At 61.4% G+C, this 18,660-nt stretch carries 16 protein-coding genes; 9 read left to right on the forward strand and 7 right to left on the reverse strand.

Features of this window, described 5'->3' with window-relative positions; all coding sequences use genetic code 11:
- From hutG to hutI, 3 genes are read right to left on the reverse strand one after another with little or no spacing between them, the layout of a single operon-like run.
- On the reverse strand, positions 1-804 hold the full coding sequence (gene hutG, locus ACQ66M_RS14445; RefSeq protein WP_430404696.1) for an N-formylglutamate deformylase: 804 nt from the start codon (positions 802-804) through the stop codon (positions 1-3).
- The gene (gene hutH / locus ACQ66M_RS14450) at positions 801-2,339 is read right to left on the reverse strand and encodes a histidine ammonia-lyase (RefSeq protein ID WP_430404698.1); all 1,539 of its coding nucleotides are present in this window, start codon (positions 2,337-2,339) and stop codon (positions 801-803) included. Before hutH ends, hutG begins: the two co-directional genes overlap by 4 nt.
- Positions 2,336-3,550 (reverse strand): imidazolonepropionase, encoded by a 1,215-nt coding sequence (hutI, locus tag ACQ66M_RS14455; protein ID WP_430404700.1) that lies wholly within the window; start codon positions 3,548-3,550, stop codon positions 2,336-2,338. Before hutI ends, hutH begins: the two co-directional genes overlap by 4 nt.
- Before the next feature lie 64 nt (positions 3,551-3,614).
- On the opposite strand from hutI, the gene ACQ66M_RS14460 reads away from it, so the two are divergent.
- A complete protein-coding gene (locus tag ACQ66M_RS14460; protein WP_430404702.1) occupies positions 3,615-4,985 on the forward strand; it encodes a formimidoylglutamate deiminase in 1,371 nt (456 codons plus the stop codon).
- Positions 4,982-5,674 carry a UTRA domain-containing protein gene (locus ACQ66M_RS14465; RefSeq protein ID WP_430404703.1) on the forward strand — a complete coding sequence of 231 codons (693 nt, stop codon included), beginning with the start codon at positions 4,982-4,984 and terminating at the stop codon, positions 5,672-5,674. Before ACQ66M_RS14460 ends, ACQ66M_RS14465 begins: the two co-directional genes overlap by 4 nt.
- A gap of 12 nt (positions 5,675-5,686) precedes the next feature.
- Here the strand turns inward: ACQ66M_RS14465 and ACQ66M_RS14470 are convergent, their stop codons facing one another.
- Positions 5,687-6,286, reverse strand: coding sequence for a TIGR04282 family arsenosugar biosynthesis glycosyltransferase (locus ACQ66M_RS14470; protein ID WP_430404705.1), 600 nt, complete (start codon positions 6,284-6,286; stop codon positions 5,687-5,689).
- Positions 6,287-6,351: 65 nt separating this feature from the next.
- Between ACQ66M_RS14470 and ACQ66M_RS14475 the strand changes: the two genes are divergently transcribed.
- Complete coding sequence (locus tag ACQ66M_RS14475; RefSeq protein WP_430404707.1) at positions 6,352-6,900, forward strand: hypothetical protein; 549 nt, start codon at positions 6,352-6,354, stop codon at positions 6,898-6,900.
- Here ACQ66M_RS14475 and ACQ66M_RS14480 read toward each other — a convergent pair.
- Positions 6,897-7,580, reverse strand: a complete 684-nt coding sequence (locus ACQ66M_RS14480; RefSeq protein ID WP_430404709.1) for a TIGR04283 family arsenosugar biosynthesis glycosyltransferase — start codon at positions 7,578-7,580, stop codon at positions 6,897-6,899. The genes ACQ66M_RS14475 and ACQ66M_RS14480 overlap by 4 nt on opposite strands.
- 90 nt (positions 7,581-7,670) lie before the next feature.
- On the opposite strand from ACQ66M_RS14480, the gene ACQ66M_RS14485 reads away from it, so the two are divergent.
- Positions 7,671-8,147 carry a hemerythrin domain-containing protein gene (locus ACQ66M_RS14485; protein WP_430404711.1) on the forward strand — a complete coding sequence of 159 codons (477 nt, stop codon included), beginning with the start codon at positions 7,671-7,673 and terminating at the stop codon, positions 8,145-8,147.
- On the opposite strand, the gene ACQ66M_RS14490 is transcribed toward ACQ66M_RS14485, so the two are convergent.
- Positions 8,148-8,951, reverse strand: coding sequence for a uracil-DNA glycosylase (locus tag ACQ66M_RS14490; RefSeq protein ID WP_430404713.1), 804 nt, complete (start codon positions 8,949-8,951; stop codon positions 8,148-8,150).
- Between the two features lie 91 nt (positions 8,952-9,042).
- Between ACQ66M_RS14490 and ACQ66M_RS14495 the strand changes: the two genes are divergently transcribed.
- The 5 genes from ACQ66M_RS14495 to ACQ66M_RS14515 all read left to right on the forward strand — a co-directional run bounded on the left by ACQ66M_RS14495 (position 9,043) and on the right by ACQ66M_RS14515 (position 17,315).
- The gene (locus tag ACQ66M_RS14495) at positions 9,043-10,725 is read left to right on the forward strand and encodes an electron transfer flavoprotein-ubiquinone oxidoreductase (RefSeq protein ID WP_350171570.1); all 1,683 of its coding nucleotides are present in this window, start codon (positions 9,043-9,045) and stop codon (positions 10,723-10,725) included.
- Positions 10,726-10,858: 133 nt separating this feature from the next.
- Positions 10,859-12,784, forward strand: a complete 1,926-nt coding sequence (locus tag ACQ66M_RS14500; RefSeq protein WP_430404715.1) for a hypothetical protein — start codon at positions 10,859-10,861, stop codon at positions 12,782-12,784.
- Positions 12,785-12,891: 107 nt separating this feature from the next.
- The gene (locus ACQ66M_RS14505) at positions 12,892-15,522 is read left to right on the forward strand and encodes a penicillin-binding protein 1A (protein WP_430404717.1); all 2,631 of its coding nucleotides are present in this window, start codon (positions 12,892-12,894) and stop codon (positions 15,520-15,522) included.
- 87 nt (positions 15,523-15,609) lie between these two features.
- Positions 15,610-16,729, forward strand: a protein-coding gene (prfB, locus tag ACQ66M_RS14510) for a peptide chain release factor 2 (protein WP_430404719.1) whose coding sequence is annotated in 2 segments (ribosomal slippage) — positions 15,610-15,678 and positions 15,680-16,729 — 1,119 coding nt in all. Because the reading frame shifts where the segments join, the coding sequence is not laid out codon by codon here.
- Positions 16,716-17,315 (forward strand): DUF1294 domain-containing protein, encoded by a 600-nt coding sequence (locus ACQ66M_RS14515; RefSeq protein WP_350171574.1) that lies wholly within the window; start codon positions 16,716-16,718, stop codon positions 17,313-17,315. The genes prfB and ACQ66M_RS14515 overlap by 14 nt, the downstream gene beginning before the upstream one ends.
- On the opposite strand, the gene ACQ66M_RS14520 is transcribed toward ACQ66M_RS14515, so the two are convergent.
- A complete protein-coding gene (locus ACQ66M_RS14520; RefSeq protein ID WP_430404721.1) occupies positions 17,312-18,655 on the reverse strand; it encodes a vWA domain-containing protein in 1,344 nt (447 codons plus the stop codon). The two genes, ACQ66M_RS14515 and ACQ66M_RS14520, sit on opposite strands and share 4 nt — an antisense overlap.
- Positions 18,656-18,660: the final 5 nt, after the last annotated feature.

Here is an 18,660-nt window from a genome sequence, read left to right on the forward strand (position 1 = left end):
TCAGGTCTCCGTCTTGAGGCTGGAGTTTGCCGTATCTTCGACGGCCTTCAGGATGGTGCCGAGCAGGTCCCGTAAAGGGGCCGCGCGGCTGGTGGAATAGGAAAAGGGCGGCATTTCGGATTCGAGGTAGCAGCGCTGGACCAGTTCCATCTGGATCGCATGTACGCCTGTTTCCGGCCGGCCATAGTGACGGGTGGTCCATCCGCCCTTGAAGCGGCCGTTCACGACATGACTGTACAGGCAAGATTGCGCGCATATGGCGGCGACCGCAGACGTTATGGCTGGCGCGCAGGACCGTCCGCTATTGTCACCGATATTGAGGTCAGGCAGCTGGTTGTCGAACAGGTACGGGATTTCAGACCGGATGGAGTGGCAGTCGTACAGCACGGCAAAGCCATGCGCCGCCTTTACCCGCGCGATCTCAGCCTCCAGGGCCGCGTGATAGACGCGGTGGAAAGACCCGATGCGCTGCGCGATATCAGCCTTAGTCGGGTTCGCATGCCAGATCGGTTCGTCGTCGAACGTGCTGGTCGGGACGAGTTCAGTGACATTCAGGCCGGGATAAAGGCTGGTGCCTTCAGGGTCGCGGTTGGCGTCGATGACATAGCGGCTGAAATTGGCGCGGACGATTGTGGCGCCGGGCAGCAGGCCCTCATAGAGCTGGGGCACGTGCCAGTCCGTGTCGCGCAATTCCTTGCCGAGACTGTTCAGGCGGGCGAAAATATCGTCCGGAACGAAGGTGCCTGAATGGGGCTGGCCCAGAATGACGGGACCGGAGCCGGGAATGATGGTGACGGGGGTCATGGCGTCAGTCCAATCGGAGTGGTTCCTCCATCCAGATCACAAAGGGTTGCGGTCTCGAGCACAAGACGGGCCAGGGCTTCGATGTCGGGGCTGACCATGCGGTCATCGTCGAGCGGAGGGCAGTGTTTCCGGATAGTGCCGATCAAGCCTGCAAGGCTGTCGCTGGTTTCCAGGGGCGCGCGCAATTCGATGCCCTGCGCGCCGCACATGGCTTCGATCCCCAGAATGCCGGCCAGATTGGTGTTCATCTCCAGCAACCGGCGCGCGGCGTGGCAGGCCATGGACACGTGGTCTTCCTGGTTGGCCGAGGTGGGCGTTGAATCCACCGAACGCGGATTTGAGAGCGACTTGTTTTCGCTCATCAGCGCTGCAGACGTCACCTCTGCGATCATCAGGCCCGACTTGAGGCCCGGGTCCGGCGCGAGGAAGGCCGGGAGGCCGAAGCTGAGAGCGGGGTCGACCAGCATGGCGATCCGGCGCTGGGCAATGCTGCCGATTTCGGAGATGGCTATGGCAGCCTGGTCGGCGGCGAGGGCAACCGGCTCGGCATGGAAGTTACCGCCGGAGACGATCTCGCCATTCGACAGGACAAGCGGGTTGTCAGTCGCTGCGTTGGCCTCGATCTTCAGCGTCACGCCCACCTGCCGGAGCTGGTCAAGGCAGGCGCCGATAACCTGCGGCGCACATCTCAGGCAATAGGGATCCTGCACCCGCTCGTCGCCACTCTTGTGGCTTTCCCGGATCTCCGATCCCTGAAGAAGTTCGCGCAGGCGCCGGGCGCTGTCGATCTGCCCCTGGTGTCCGCGCAGCTGATGGATTTCGTCGCTGAACGGTGCGCTGGACCCCATGGCCGCGTCAATCGACAGGGCCGCAGTCGTGAGCGATGACACCGACAGCCGCCATGCGCCGAACAATCCTGCGAGCGCGAGGGCGGTTGATACCTGGGTACCATTCAGAAGCGCCAGTCCTTCCTTGGCCTGGAGTTCGACAGGGGCGATACCTGCCGTCTGCAATGCCTTTGCTGACGGCATACGCTCACCGCGATAGACCACTTCGCCTTCGCCGATGAGGCTGGCCGCCATGTGGGCAAGCGGGGCAAGGTCGCCCGACGCGCCGACCGACCCCTTGGCCGGAATGACGGGCAGGATGCCGGCGCGTGCCATGTTCTGGATATGCGCGATGAGTTCGGGACGAACGCCAGACGCGCCGCGCCCCAGCGAAATGCATTTGAGCGCCATGATGAGGCGGACGACATTGGCGGGGAGCGGCTCTCCGACGCCGGCACAATGTGACCGGACCAGGTTTCTCTGGAGGGCCTTGAGCTTGTCATCGCTGATGCGGATAGAGGCAAGTTTTCCGAAGCCCGTGTTCACGCCGTAGATTGCATCACCGCTCTTGATCCGGTCCGCCAGCGTGGCTGCTGATTCTGCGACACGCGTGTAAGCTGACCGGTCAAGCTGGAATGCGTTGCCGCCGCGATAGAGGGTTTCCAGATCGCAGAGGGATACGTGGCCGGGCTTGAGTGAAATCATCATGCCGCAATCGCGTGCGAGAGGCGCTTGTGGAGGGGCGATCCGCCGACCCAGTAAGAAAGTTCAGACGGGTGTTCGACATCCCAGACGGCGAGCTCCGCACGGGCGCCGATTGTGATCTCGCCGTACTCGCCTGACAGTCCGAGCGCCTTTGCGGCGCAGCGCGTCGTGCCAGCCAGCGCTTCTTCAGGTGTGAGGGAAAATTCGGTGCAGGCCATGTTCATGGCGGTCAGGATGGACGAGATCGGTGAGGTGCCGGGATTGCAGTCCGTCGCAATGGCGATGGCGACACCATGCTCGCGCAGCGCAGCGATCGGCGGCAGTCTGGTTTCCTTCAGCGTGTAGAACGCGCCTGGAAGCAGCACGGCAACGGTTCCGGCGGCAGCAAAGGCTTCAACATCGGCGCCTGCCAGGTATTCCAGATGATCGGCCGAAAGCGCCGAATAGCGGGCGGCCAGGAGGGCGCCTTTCTGGTCAGAGAGCTGTTCGGCATGCAGCCTGACAGGAAGGCCCAGTGAGCGGGCGGTCTGGAAGACGCGTTCGATCTGCGCCGGCGTAAAGGCGATCGCCTCGCAGAAACCGTCGACGGAGTCGACAAGGCCTTCAGCAGCGGCCTGCATAAGGCCGGCGATTGCGACCTCGTCGATATAGGCGTCGGGTCGACCGGCATAGCCTGCAGGTACGGCATGCGCGGCGAGCCAGCTTGTCCTGACCTTGACCGGGCGCAGGGTCTCCAGGTGGCGTGCGACGCGCAACATGCGCATTTCACCGTCAATTGTCAGTCCGTAGCCGGATTTAATTTCAACGGCGGCCACGCCTTCGCCTATGAGGCTGTCGAGACGACGCAAGGATTGCTCAACCAGTTGATCGAAGCTCGCTATCCGGGTGGCGGCGACGGTTGAGGCAATGCCTCCGCCGTTGCGGGCAATCTCTTCATAGCTGGCGCCGCGCAGGCGCTGTTCGAATTCGCGGGCGCGGTTGCCGGCGAAAACGAGGTGCGTGTGGCAGTCAATCAGCGCGGGTGTTACAAGGCGCCCACCGAGGCTTTCCGTTGGCGCACCCTGGAACTCCGAAGGCCTGCGCGCTGCCTTGCCGGCCCAGGCGATACGTCCATCGCGAATAGCAAAAGCTGCGTCTGGCATGAGGCCGTAGTCTGCCTCTCCCCATTTCATCGAGGCCAAAGTGCAATCGGAGAAGAAAACAGCTTTCGTCATCGCCCTTGTTATTCGCGTTCGATTTGATAATTTGTATGCACATAATAATCCGGGCGCAAGCGTGATGACAACCAGAATTTTTGCCAGACAGGCGCTGATGGCAGATGGCTGGCGGGAGAATGTGACCGTCGAAGTAGATGATGCCGGGCTGATTTCCGGCGTGTTGGATACAGGCGGGCAGGCCGACCATCGTGTCGGTGTTTTGCTGCCCGCACTATCGAACGTGCATGGTCACAGTTTCCAGAGGGCAATGGCGGGGCTGGCCGAAAAGCGCGGGCCCACGGCGATTGACGATTTCTGGACCTGGCGGCAAGTCATGTACAGGTTCCTGGAAATCCTGTCGCCGGACGATATCCAGGTGATTGCGGCGCAGGTCCAGATGGAAATGCTGGAAGCCGGTTATGCCGCGCAGGCCGAATTCCATTACCTGCACCATGCGCCGGGCGGACGGGCCTATGCGCAGGTCGAGGAAACCTCACTCCGGCATATTGAGGCGGCGCGGTTGACGGGTATCGGCTTCACGCACCTGCCGGTGCTTTACATGCAGGGCGGCCTGGATGGGCGCGCGCTTGAAGGCGGGCAGTTGAGGTTTGGCTGCGAGCTTGATGCGTTCCAGACCCTGCATTCCACACTATCTGGCCACTTCGCGGACCTGCCAGATGATTTCATGCTGGGTGTCGCGCCGCATTCGCTGCGCGCGGTTTCGGCAGAAGGGCTGCGCGCGTCCGTGCAGCTGGGACAGGGCAGGCCGGTGCACATCCATGCGGCCGAGCAAGTGGGCGAAGTCAGAGAAGTGGTGGATGCGCTGGGCGCGCGCCCGGTCCGGTGGCTTCTGGACAATATGCCGGTGGATCACCGCTGGTGTTTCATCCATGCGACACAGATGGATCCAGGCGAAACGGTCGATCTGGCGCGGTCGGGCGCGGTTGCGGGCCTGTGCCCGATTACCGAGGCCAATCTGGGCGATGGCATTTTCGATGGGGCGCGGTATCTGCAGGCGGGTGGCCGGCTCGGGATAGGTTCGGATTCGAATGTGAAGATCGCGCTGACGGAAGAGTTACGCATGCTGGAAGTGTCGCAAAGGCTTCGTGACCAGCAGCGGGTGATCCTGACAGACCAGGCCACGCCGTCGAATGGGCGGTATCTCTATGAGCGCGCGGCGCGCGGCGGCGCGCAGGCAGTCGGGCGCAATGCGGGCCGTATCGAAGAAGGTGCGCTGGCGGACCTGACGGCGCTCGATGACACTCATCACGCGATATGCGCGCTGAAGCGGGACACGGTGCTGGACGCCTGGATATTTGCCGGGTCGGATGGCGTGGTCAGCGATGTCTGGGCGGCGGGACGGCATATGGTCACCGGCGGCAGGCATATCCATCATGAGCAAATTGCGCGCGACTTTGCGCAGACAATCTTCCGCCTGAGAGAGGCCCTATGAGCACCAATTCACATCATGCGATCCGCCAGTCGATTCTTGAGCGCATCCAGAGCGGCGAATGGGCGCTGGGCGAGCGCATTCCGGGTGAGGCCATGCTGGCGGACGAGTATGGCTGCGCGCGGGTGACGATAAATCGCGCGCTTCAGGGGCTGGCAAATGACGGCCTCGTCGTCAGGAAGCGCAAGGGGGGGACGCGTGTGTGCGACATGCCGGTGCGCCAGGCGAAGTTCAATATTCCGGTTGTCCGCGAACAGGTCGAGGCGCTCGGCAGCGCCTATGGTCACGAGCTCACGCGCAGGGCTCAGAAAGCGCCGCCGGCTGCCATCCGCACCAGGCTGGGCCTGCCGGCGGGGACGAAAGCGCTTCATCTGGATACGGTCCACCTCGCAGACGGGCGGCCTTTCGCTTTCGAAACGCGCTGGGTGAATACGCGGGTCGTGCCAAAAATTATGGATGCGCCGCTGGATGATATCAGCGCCAATGAGTGGCTGGTGCAGACAGTTCCATTTTCCGGCGGTGATGTCGTGTTCTCGGCGGTCGCTGCCGACAAGGCGGTGGCGAGCGCGCTTGATGTGCGAGAGGGCGCGGCAGTGTTCGTGATTGATCGCACGACATCGCTCGCAGGAGACGTCATCACAACCATGAAGCTGTACTATCGCGAAGGTTACCAGCTTTATTCCCGGCTGTAGGCAGGGCGCCGGTCAGCGCGACTCATTCCAGTCTTGCCAGTCTTGTCCCTCGTCGATGTCGATCAGCATTGGCAATAGCGCCACCGAAGCGTCTGCGGAAAGATTGCTCCAGACATCCTCCATTGCGTGCGGACCTGACCAGCGGACGTTTGCGAAGGGTGATCGGGTTTGGGCACGCTTGTTGATCCCGAACAGCCAGAAGCCACCATCGCGCGCCGGGCCGAAGACGGCATCGTGGCGGTTCAGCGCGCGGACCGCCTGGTGAAGCAGGGCCGGTGTCAGGTCTGGCGCATCGGCGCCGATGAAAAGGACCGGTCCCGGATACGCGTCGGCGAGGCCGCGGTTCAGGCGGTCGGTCAGGTTGCCTGTGCCCTGGCTTCGGCGAACAAGATGGCTCGGCCAGATGCCACCGAGTGTATCGGACAGTGCCCGGTCAGGCGCCGCATAGAGAACGGTTTTCCAGGGGCCGGAGAGCGCCGCCCGCATCGTGCGGGCAAGCGTGAAATGAGCGATGCGTCTGGCCTCGGTCAGGCCGACGCCGCTGGCCAGGCGGGTTTTGGCAAGCCCCATCCGGGGCGGTTTTGCATAGATCAGGACGGTCGCGTTTTTCATGCCTTGGCCTTACTTTCGACAGCAAGAAGATCAAAGCTGTCATTCACGCAAGGGAGAGATTTGACATGAACGCGCTTCGAATGCTCGCAGCCCTGACCGGGTTGTTCGCCCTGTCAGCCTGCTTTTACAGTGAAGTCCCGTTGATTCCTGCCGGAGAGCAGGTGACGTTACCCTATGATGGCGTCGTGCTCTGTCTTGACGATGACTGCCGGATTGTGATGGCGGGAGATGACGGCACGTACACAATCCCGCCTCCGCCCGAAGAGGCAGATGAAAAGCCACTTTTCGTTCGCTTCCAGATGCTGGACGCGCAAAGCGGCAGCGAAGAGGCCAATCCGGTTTACCTGGCTGAAGCGAAAATGCAGGACGGTGATGAAGTGTCGTATCACTATTTGCTGGCGCACATGCGGCTTGGCGCGATGACGCACGTCCCGACATATGAGTTCGTCATGCCGGCATGTAATGACGCGCAAGAGACAGTATTGAAGCGTTTCAGCATTGAACGGACAGACAGCTATTCCTGCCGGGTTTCCGACCTGAATGCGTTCAAGACTTACCTGGTTGAAACCCATAGCGGAGATTTCGAGACCGAGGAATTCTGGGAAGACAATTAGGTATATTCCTTGGCGAGTTTGTCTGGGCTTGCGCCCAGCAAAAAGCGCGCCAGCATCCAGGCATTCTTCCAGGCGCGTTTGCGCCAGCCGTCACGTTCATACTTGGCCGCCGACGTGCGGGCTTCGGCATCGAGGAAGGTAAGGTTCTTCTTTCCCACGGCCTGCACAATCATGACATCCTCCATCAGGCGCACATCAGGAAAGCCGCCGATCTGGTCATACTTTTGACGCGAGATCAGCAGGCCCTGGTCGCCATAGGGCAGGCCGAGCCAGCGCGCCCTGCGGTTGGCGCGTGATTCCAGCCAGCGTGCGCCTTTTTCGTCCGAGCGGTATTTCAGGCGGAAAACAGCCGCATTGTCCGGGCGCTGGGCGATGTGGTCGGACACACGTTCTGCCCATTCGCGAGAGAGGGCGGTGTCGGCGTGGAGAAATAGCAGCCATTCGCCGCGCGCAGCCTCTGCGCCGGCTATCAGCTGGCGGCCACGGCCCTTTGCGGCCTTGAGGAAAGTGGCGCCAGCGGCTTCGGCAAGCGATTGCGTCCCGTCTTCGGAGAAGCCGTCAGACACAACGACTTCACGTATCAAGCCGCTCTCAAGGCCAGGCATCAGGCTTTCGAGACACAAGGGCAAATCCCGGGCCGCGTTCAGCGTGGGAATAATGACGGACAATGGAGCGGGCATGGAGATTTCCTGGCAGGCGCACGAGAACGAGGAACTCTCTTCAGGCACCGGCGTTCCATTTACAATCCAACTTGCACGAGGAAGTCCCGAATGACGACCATATATGATCGCTTGAAGTCAGACCATGACAGGCACCGCCAGTTATTGTCGCAGCTGGTTGAAACGTGTGGTGACAGCGAAGCGCGGCGCAAACTCTGGGAAACATTCTTTTACGAAGTCGGGGCGCACGCCGCCGCTGAAGAAGAGGCGTTTTATGCGCCTTTGATGGAAGAGTCGAAGGGCCAGCCCAAGGCGCGCCATTCTGTGTCGGAGCACCACGAAATCGACGAGATGATGCAGGATATTGACGCGATGGACTTCAGCTCGCCTGGCTGGCTGGCGCGGTTTAAAACCCTGCGTGAACGCTATGAGCACCATATAGATGAAGAAGAGAAAGAGATTTTCGCAACCGCGCGCAAAGTGCTGGGTGCGGACACTGCAGGCGATATCGCGGGCACTTTCGAAACCCGCAAGAAGAAGGAACGCGGCCTTGTCGACGCGAAGACCGACGCCAAGCTCGAAGACTGATCAGCCAAGTTCGTTCAGCCTCTTTTCAATGAGCAAAAGATCCCGCCAGGCCCGGCTCTTGTCCTGCGGACGCCGCAGGAGATAGGCCGGGTGCAGGATCGGGATGAGCGGAATGGAGGTGGCGCCGGGTGTCGTGAACGTGTACTCGGTACCGCGCAATTTCATGATCCCGTCATCACTGCCAAGCAGCGCCTTGGCCGGGACGCCGCCCGTGGCGATGATCAGCCTGGGTTTTCCCAGTTCGACCATCCGGTCCACAAAAGGGCGGCAGACGTCCAGTTCCTCGGCGTCAGGATTTCTGTTACCGGCCGGGCGCCAGTAATTGACGTTGGTGATGAACGTATTTTCGGTGCGTGAACGGCCAATTGCGGCGAGCATCCGGTCAAGCAGCTGCCCGGCCTTGCCGACGAAGGGCAGGCCGCGCCGGTCCTCTTCGGCTCCCGGACCCTCGCCAATGACCATCAGGTCCGCCCCCACCACGCCATCCCAGACAACCGTATGTTCGCAGGTCGCCTTGAGCGGGCAGCCATCGAACGCCTCGATGGCCCCTTTCAGCGCCTCCATCGAATCGCAGGCCGCGGCGGCCCGTGTGGCTTCCGCAACCCAGTCAGTGGGTCCGCGGGTGCGGCGAGGTGCGGCTTTCGGCGCGCCATCGGCATCTGCGTTCACGGACTTCAATACCGACTCGGGAGCCTTCACTTCCCGCATCAGGGCGTCGATCCGGGCCGAATCGACCTCAACTCCCATGTCCAGCCACCAGTCTGTCAGCGCCTTGAGGGCTTCACTTGACGCGAGGTTTGGCATTGCGACGCTCTGGACCTTCCCGAAACAGGCTGTAATTGCTTATGATCGAAACGTAAGGCGGTATCCTACACGCCACAATGAGGAGTTACCAATGGCTGATGACGCCCCGCAGCGCGAGTCGATGGAATATGATCTGGTTATTGTTGGCGGCGGCCCGGCCGGGCTTTCAGCAGCGATCCGGTTCAAACAGGCGGCGAATGCGGCCGGCGAAGACCTGTCTGTCGTCGTGCTGGAAAAAGGCGGTGAAGTTGGCGCGCACATCCTTTCAGGTATCGTGCTTGACCCGAAGGCGCTGGACGAATTGCTGCCCGATTGGCGCGCCAATAGCGATTGCCCGCTGAAGACCGAAGTCAAGATCGACCGCTACAAGCTGCTGGGCGAGAACGGATCGGCCGAGCTTGGCTGGCTGCCTTTCCCGCCGCTGATGAGCAATCATGGTTGCTACGCTGGCTCGCTGGCAAATGTCTGCCGCTGGCTTGGCCGCGAAGCAGAAGCACTCGGCGTCGAGATTTATCCCGGCTTTGCCGCATCCGAAGTCGTTTACGGCGAGAAGGGCGAAGTGCGCGGCGTTGTTGCCGGGGTCATGGGCATCGGCGCTGATGGCCAGAAGAAGCCCGATTTCGAGCCCGGCATGGAATTGCTCGGCAAATATGTGCTGTTTGCGGAAGGCGCACGCGGCTCGCTCACCAAGCAACTGATGAGCAAGTTCGACCTGCAGGCCGACAGCGACCCGCAAAAGTTCGGAATTGGCCTGAAGGAAGTCTGGTCGGTGCCGGAAGAGATTTTTGTGGATGGCCTGGTGCAGCACTCGTTTGGCTGGCCTGTCCAGGACAAGGACGGCAATGGCGGGGGATTCCTGTATCACTTCCGTGACAATGGCGAGCCCTTCGTTTCTGTCGGCTATGTGGTTCACCTGAACTACAAGAACCCATATCTCGCGCCTTATGAGGAATTCCAGCGTTACAAGCACCACCCCGACATCCGGCGCTACCTGGAAGGCGGCAAGCGCGTGGCCTATGGCGCGCGGGCCATCACGTCCGGCGGCCTGCAGTCCATTCCGAAGCTAAGCTTCCCGGGTGGTGCGCTGATTGGCTGCTGCGCAGGGTTTGTGAACCTGCCGCGCATCAAGGGCACGCACAATGCCATGAAGACCGGCATGCTGGGCGCCGAAGCAGCGTTTGAGGCGATCAAGGCCGGCCGTTCCGGTGACGAGATGAGCGAGTATGACGCGGCCATGCATTCCAGCTGGGTGCAGAAGGACCTGTCGACGGTGCGCAACATGAAGCCGCTAATGTCGCGCTTCGGCACGATGATGGGCGCCATGATCGGCGTGCCGGACATGTGGATGCGCTCGCTGGTCGGCTTCGGGTTCCTGCCGACGCTGAAGCACGGCAAGACGGATGCGGCATCACTCAAGCCAGCAGCGAAGTTCAAGCCGATTGCTTATCCGAAACCGGATGGCGTGCTCAGCTTCGACAAGCTGACAAATGTGTCCTTCACCAATACGTTCCATGGCGAGGACCAGCCCTGCCACCTTATCGTGAAGGACATGGCGCTGCAGAAATCCTCCGAGCATGATGTCTATGCCGGCCCGTCGGCCCGGTATTGCCCGGCAGGCGTGTATGAGTGGATCGGGGAGGGCGCCGACCTCAAGTTCCAGATCAACGCGCAGAACTGCATTCACTGCAAAACGTGCGACATCAAGGATCCGAACCAGAACATCAACTGGACCGTGCCCGAAGGTGGTGGCGGCCCAGCCTATCCGAACATGTAGGTACGACCGCACGACTGCGTGACATTGGCGCGGGCAGGGCAACCTGTCCGCGCTTTTACCATTCGGGGCCTTGTTCTTGCCTCATGGGGCTGCTTCATTCTTCGCAATTGCGAAACGGAGAACCCTGACGCCCATGCGCCTCAAGCCTGTCTTAGCCGCCTCTGCCCTAACCATTACACTCGCACTCGCCGGATGCGCCTCACTCGCCTCCGGACAGGTCGCAGACGTGTCAGCATCGATCTATGCCGATGCCGAGCTGTCAGATGCGGCGCGGTCGACAGCCGTCATGGGTGCCGACGGCACGCCGGTAGGCATTTCGGCCTATCCGGCACCGATTGATGCGATCAAGGCCGGGGATATGGCGGCGTTCCTGATCATGACTCGCGGCCTCGCACTGGAAGACCGCGACTCCAATCCCCTGTTCAATGCCTTCCTCGCAATCGACCGGGCGGCGGCGAACGATACGACAGGCGCACGCGCAATCCTGAACATTCACGATGCGGGCGACGATACTGCTGACGAGACGGGCAGCCAGTCGCAATTTTATGCCTATCTCGACGCCTGGTTCCTCGCCATGGACGGGCAGGCCGACGCGGCGCTTGAGCGCCACCGCGGTGCTTCGTCCGGCATGCCCGGATTGACGGGTGACCTGTCGCTGGCGGCCATGCTGGAGGCTCTGGGCCGCCCGGAACAGGCGCTGGCTGTCTATGAATCCCTTACGCCGACACAGATCGAGGCCCCGGAACACCAGTTCGATCCGCGCGGCCTGCTATATTCTCATATCAAGACGGTCATTTCCCGGCATGCGCTGTTGCTGCAGAAGCTGGACCGGATTGACGAGGCAAAGGCCGTCTACCAGCGTCTGGCAGATGCCGAGCCCGAAGAAGCAATCAGCTATGCCGCCGCGCTGGAAAGTCTGGAAACCGGCAAGAACCTGCACAATGAATCGCTGACAGTCCGGGCGGCTTTTGCCCAGTCTCTGGCAGATGTGTCGCGCGCCCTGCAGGAACAGAGGATCATCCGGCAGATCATGATGGGCAGCCGTCCTGACGGTTTTGACGACCAGCGCTCGGCGTTCGACCAGGTCGCGCTACTGATCCATCCCGAAGATGATGGTTTGCGCACGTCGATCGTCGATGATTTCTACGAGAATGCCCTTTATGATTCGGCTGCGCATGTGGCCCTGACCGGGCCCAAGCCAACTGCGTCGCTGGAGATTGCGGCTGGTCAGGCCTACCTGATGGCCGGGCAGGAGGCTGCGGCGCGCAATGCGATCGACAAGGCGCTGGAGCTGTCTGATGCCGACAACCGGTTGCAGACCCTGTATGGCGCGCTGCAGTTGCGCACACTGCTGAATGATGAAGCAGAGGCGGGTGAGCTGCTCGATGCGCTGCTGGCGGCGGCCGAAAGCCCTGCCGAACGGGCGGCAGCCCATGGCCTCGCCGCCGAGATCTACGGCCAGTTTGGCAATTATGCGAACGCCGCCGAGAATGCCGAAAAGGCGCGCGAGCTGGACGATACACATGACCGCCGTCTGGCGCTGGCTGATGCCTGGGGCAAGGCAGGCCGGGTCAATGACGCAATCATCCTGCTGCGCACAGAGCGGCTGGCGCGTCCCAACGATCCCTACACGCTGAATTCACTGGGCTATTTCCTGATTATCCACACGGACAAATACGAAGAGGGGTATCGTGTACTGGCCCGGGCCAAGGCGCTGGCCCAGCACGACCCTTATATTTCGGATTCCTTTGGCTGGGCCCTGTTCAAGATGGGTGACCTGAAGGGTGCCTTGCGCATGATCGAGATGTCGCGGAATGAACTGAAACCCCACCGGCACTGGGAAATCGAGAGCCATCTCGGTGATATCTACTGGTATCTGGACCGCAAGGATGAGGCGCGCGAAGCCTGGCAATATGCCCTCGATAACCGGCCTCCGGCCGAAGAGCGGCGGAAACTGGAAGCCAAACTGGCTGAGGGCCTGACTGCGCCGGCACCCGAGAAGCGGCCGCTGCCGGATGTTTCGATAAATGACGGCGAAGTCGATCGGCAGGACATCTGACACTGGCCCCTTTAACGCGCCGCCGGTGCGCCTTACTATCGCCGGAAACGCATGCGATTCCGCCGTCTGCTGCCAGGGATCGCTGGCCCTTGTAACAGGACACCCACATGGCCGATGCCTACGAGAAACCCCGCATTCCGACCTGGGTTTGGCCGGTTGCAAAGTGGACTTTCATTGCCGGCTTTGTTCTTGGCGTTATCGGCCTGATTGCGATCTGGCTGTATTTCGCGGCCCTGGGCCGCGACGTGCCGAGCATTTCCAAACTCAAGCAGTATGAACCGCCGATTACGTCGCGTGTGCATGCCGGCGACGGGACGCTGATTGCGGAATTTGCCGATGAGCATCGCGTCTTCGTGCCCTACGAATCCATTCCCAAGCACGTCATCGACGCGTTCGTGGCCGCCGAGGACAAGAATTTCTTCACGCATGAAGGGCTCGACTATGTCGGAATCACGCGCGGCGCGGTGAATTCAGCCAAGAACAAGGTGACCGGGTCAGGCGGTCTTCAGGGCGGTTCGACCATTACGCAGCAGGTTGCCAAGAACATGCTGCTGACGCGCGACCAGAACCTGAAACGCAAGGCGAAGGAAGCGATCGTCGCGCAGCGGATGGAGAAGGAATTCACCAAGGGCGAGATCCTCGAGCTTTATCTCAACGAGATCTACCTTGGCGGCCGGTCCTATGGCGTCGGCTCTGCCGCGCTCAACTATTTCAACAAGTCGCTGCCGGAACTGAACGTGTCCGAAGCTGCCGTGCTGGCCTCACTCGCCAAGGCGCCTTCGGCGGTGAATCCCTACACCAATCCGGACAGGCTGCTCGCGCGCCGCAATTATGTGCTCGGGCGCATGGTGGAAGACGGCTACATCACGCGTGAGCAAGCCGATGAAGCCAAGGCGATGCCGCTGACGACGACGAAACGCCTGCGCGGGCCGGAATATGCTGCGGCGACTTATTTTGTGCAGGAACTGCGCCGCGATCTGACCAAGACCTATGGCGAGGAAACGCTGGGCCGGAGCGGCCTGTCCATCCGCTCGACCATTGACACACGTATGCAGCTGGCCGCGCAACAGGCGCTTCAGAACGGACTCGTCGCCTATGACCGGCGTCACGGGTATCGCGGGCCGATCACCAAATTGCCAGTGGGCGACGGCATGCTTGAGGCGCTGAATGCCGTGGAGCTTCCCGGAGGCTATGGCACATGGGAAGCCGCGCTGGTTACGTCGGTCAGTTCGAAATCTGCTGAACTGTTATTGATCGATGGCGCCAGGATCAAGCTGCCGGCCGAAGAGCTGGAGTGGGCCCAGACCTACAAGCCCGAAGGCGGCAAGCCGGGCCTTCAGGTCGGTCATGTAGTCCTGGCTGAACTCAAACGCCAGGTCCTGAATGCAAATGAAACCGGCGCGCCTGATCCTGAACAGCAGGAGCTCGACGAAGAAGGCAATCCGATCGCCAGGCCGGTGGCGCAGTCCATGTTCCTTCCGGTCGGCAATGCCACGCTGCGCCAGGTTCCTGAGGTCGATGGATCGCTGATCGCGCTGGACCCGCACACGGGCCGCATCCTGGCCATGCAGGGCGGTTATTCCTTCTTCAAAAGCAGCTACAATCGGGTAACGCAGTCCAAGCGCCAGCCGGGTTCCAGCTTCAAGCCCTTCGTTTATGCGGCCGCGCTTGAGAAGGGCTACACGCCTGCCACACGTATGCTGGATGCGCCGTTCGTCTCGTTCGACGTGTCGACGGGCGACTACTGGCGACCGGCAAACTATACCGAAGGCCGCTCCTACGGGATGGTCACCCTGCGCATTGCGCTGGAGAAATCCCTCAACCAGGTGACAGCTCGTGTCGCGCAGGACATTGGCATGGAGGCAGTTTCCGAACTGTCCGAACGCCTCGGCGTCTATACTGACCTGCCGCCCTATGCAGCTATGTCGCTGGGCGCGGGCGACGCGTATCTGATCGATGTCGCGCGGGGATACGCAGCCTTCGTGAATGGCGGGAAGATTGTCACGCCGACCCTGCTTGACCGTGTGCAGGACCGTCACGGGCGAACGCTTTTCCGGCACGACCAACGCGAATGCACCGGGTGTGAAGTCGAAGAGTGGGATGGCCAGGGGCCGCCAGAATTGCCGGACGGTCGCGATCAGGTGCTTGACCCGATCATCGCCTATCAGGTGACGCATATGCTGGAAGGTGTGGTCGAGCGCGGCACCGGCCGGCGGGCCCTTCGCGTTGGCAAGCCGCTCGCCGGCAAGACCGGCACGACCGATGACTATCGCGACGCCGTGTTCATGGGCTTTTCACCGGATATCGTGGTTGGTGTGCGTGTCGGGTTTGATGACAACCGGTCGCTGGGCGAAGGTGAAGCGGGCGGCTCTGTTGCCGCGCCCATCTTTACGGACTTCATGGAAAAAGCGCTTGAGGGCACACCGGCCATTCCGTTCCGTATTCCTCCTGGTGTTCGCCTCGTGAAGATCGACGCGCGCTCGGGCGAACTGCCCGGCCCTGGCACTTCTGTCATTATCGACGAGGCTTTCCGCCCGGGCACCGAACCCGGTATGTCGGCGTTCGCCGGAACGGATGACTGCCTGTCGATTTCCGGCGCGTGCGGGAATTCCGGCTCGGGATCCGGCACGTTCGGTTCGTTCGACCCGCGCACCGGAGAGCAGCCTGTGCCGGAAGGCAACCCGTCTCCGAATCCGCCGGAAGCGCCAGCCGATGATGGTCTCGACGGAATTTTCTGAACTGGAATTTTGACGGACTGTCAGGGCTCGGCTATCCCGGCCCCTGTCGTCCCGTTTGCGTAAACCCGCCCGAAGAGGCCCTTTGTCATGTCCGCTGAAATCAAGTCCCTGATCGATCAGATCCGCCAGTCCTCCGAACTGCTACGGAGGCGTCTTTGACTGGGATACAGCCACAAAACGCCTTGATGAGCTGACCAGCCTGTCCGAGCGTCCCGACTTCTGGGATGATCCACAGATTGCGCAATCGATGATGCGGGAACGCCAGCGCCTCGCAGACGGAATTGCCACGGTTGAATTGCTGCAGCAGGAAGCCGCCGACGCGGAAGAATTGCTGGAACTCGCCGATGGCGATGCGTCGATGATCGAGGATATCGAGCGAACCCTTTCCAGGGCGGCTGAGCGTGCCGAAAAGGCTGAACTCGCTGCGCTATTGTCAGGTGAAGTGGATGCCAATGACGCATTCGTCCAGATCAATGCGGGCGAAGGCGGTACGGAGAGCCAGGACTGGGCCAACATCCTGCGGCGCATGTATATGCGCTGGGCTGATGCGCATGGCATGCAGGTCGAGGAACTCGACGAGCGTGAAGGTGAAGAGGCCGGCATCAAGTCAGCCACGATCCAGATCAAGGGTGAGAACGCCTATGGCTGGCTGAAATCGGAACAGGGCGTTCACCGGCTAGTGCGGATTTCGCCGTTCGACAGTTCGGCGCGGCGCCATACGAGCTTTGCCTCGGTCAGCGTTTCGCCCGTAATCGATGACAATATCGAGATCGAGATCAATCCGTCCGATGTGCGTACCGATACCTATCGCGCCTCGGGTGCCGGTGGACAGCACATCAACAAGACGGACAGTGCCGTACGCCTGACTCACGCGCCAAGCGGGATCGTCGTTGCGTGCCAGGTCTCCCGGTCGCAACACCAGAACCGCGACCAGGCCTGGCGCATGCTGCGGTCGAAACTGTACGAACTGGAACTGCAGAAGCGCCGCGACGCTGCTGATGTGGCAAATGCTGCAAAGAGCGCAATCGGGTTTGGCCATCAGATCCGGTCCTATGTCCTGCAGCCCTATCAGATGGTGAAGGACCTGCGTACAGAGGTTGAAACATCAGACACCCAGGGTGTACTTGATGGGGATATTGATCGCTTTTTGAGCGCCGCGCTGGCTGCTGCGGTGCAACAGGGAAAAGAAATTGATGACTCGACGTGAAGGTCAGCTGGTCGAGTGGTTTCCCGACAGGGGATATGGCTTCATTGCACCCGATGATGGTGGCCCGAACGTGTTCCTTCACATCAAGAGTCTTCCCAAGGAGGACAAGCGGCTGGACATCGGACAGGCCTACACGTTTGACGTGGTGACGGATGCGCGCGGACGGGTGCAGGCGCAGAATGCGGTACCGATCATCGCGCCTGTCGCACCACCTAAGCGGCCGCGCTTCTGGGCTGTCAGGCACGTTCCGCCCTTCCTCGTCATCGCCGCGTTCCTGGGCATCGTTCTGGCCGTGTCTCAGGTTACGACTGTCTCCGTCAACTGGTGGATCGTCTACGGTGTGGCGAGCATGGGTTCAGTCATCGGGTACTGGATCGACAAGAACGCCGCGATCCAGAAGAGCTGGCGCATTTCCGAAACGGTCCTGCTCTTGCTGGGACTGGTCGGAGGCTGGCCGGGCGCGATCCTGGCGCAGGAGCTTTTTCGACACAAAACGCGCAAGGGCACATTCCGGTATCTGTTCTGGATGACCGTTGCCATTAACATGGCGGCCTTTGTACAGATCAACGTGCTGGGCGGCCTCTAGCCGTATGCGCTGAGGACTTCGTCGACGGCGCGTTCAAGGTCCTTCAAAGTCGCGACATGGCTCATCTGCGTGCAGTAAGGCAGGTAGCGCGGAATGGCGCTGTCGCCGGTTCCCCAGAGCGCGCGGCCTTCAGGATTGAGCCAGATCATGCTTTTGGCGCGCTGGGCAAAGTCGCGGAACAGGTCGGCGCGCGGGTCACCATAATTGGATCGGCCATCGCCGAGGACGATGACGGTCGTGCGCCGGTCGATGATGCTTTCATGCTCGACCTTCAGGTCAGACCAGGCCTGGCCATAGTCGGTCGAGCCCATGCCGAGTTCCCGGATGATCTTTGCCATGGCCGCTTCGAATTCATTGTCGGCAAGGATGTCATCGACAGGTTTGAGTCGGTGCGAAAAGGCAAAGGCGTGAATGTCCGGTACCGCGTCGGCCAGCGAGTAAAGCAGGAGCAGGAGGAAGCGGACATATTGCGCCACAGAGCCTGAAACGTCGCAGATGGCGACGATCTTCGGACGGTCTTTCTTCTTCTGGCGCCAGATGACATTGAACGGCACGCCTTCGAGACCGGCATTGGCCCGCATGGTGCGACGTACATCAAGCTGGCCGCGATTGCGTTTGCGCCGACGGCGGGAATGCTTCACGGCGAGGCGCTTGGCGATCTTGGCGATCAGGCCCTTCATGCGCTCCATGTCATAGCGATCAAGCGCGTTCAGGCGTTTCTCGGCAGCAAAATCATCCCGGAATCGCTGGGTCTCTCCGGCACCGAAAACGTCGAAGGCCCGTTCGGCGCGTTCGCGGGCCCGCATGGTGAGGTCGCGGCGGATGTCGATCAGCTCCTGGGCGTCGGCCTCGTCCTCCGGTTCCCGGCCCTGGAGGGCTTCAAGCAGGCGCTGTTGCAGGCCTTCCCCGCCCATCTGCCTGATGATCTGCTGGGCGTAATAGGCAACCTGCGTGGAAAACCGGATGTTTTCGATGCCGGCCGCCTCAGCGGCGCGTTCGAGCGCTGTAGTGATGGCGCTCTCGTCGCCCGACTGGAGCAGGCCGACAAGGTCTTCCGGTGCCGATTGGGGCGCGTCACTTTCAGCGTCGCTGTCCGACGGGCTGGCGGCCGTGTCGGTGCGCTGGTCTGAATGCGAGAAGTAAAGATCGAAGAGGCGGTCGTGGGTATCCTTTTCCTCGGCCGACTTGGCCAGCACGCAGCCGAGAGAGTCCCTGAGGAGGGAGCGATCCCCATAGCCGATCAGGGCGACGGCGCGCGTCGCATCGAGCGCCTCGCCGGTCGAGACGCGTACATCGGAAGACCGCAGTGCCCGGATGAAATTGGTGAGCGTGCGCTCCATCTGCA

The organism is Hyphomonas sp., assembly GCF_965284475.1.
GTDB lineage: Bacteria > Pseudomonadota > Alphaproteobacteria > Caulobacterales > Hyphomonadaceae > Hyphomonas.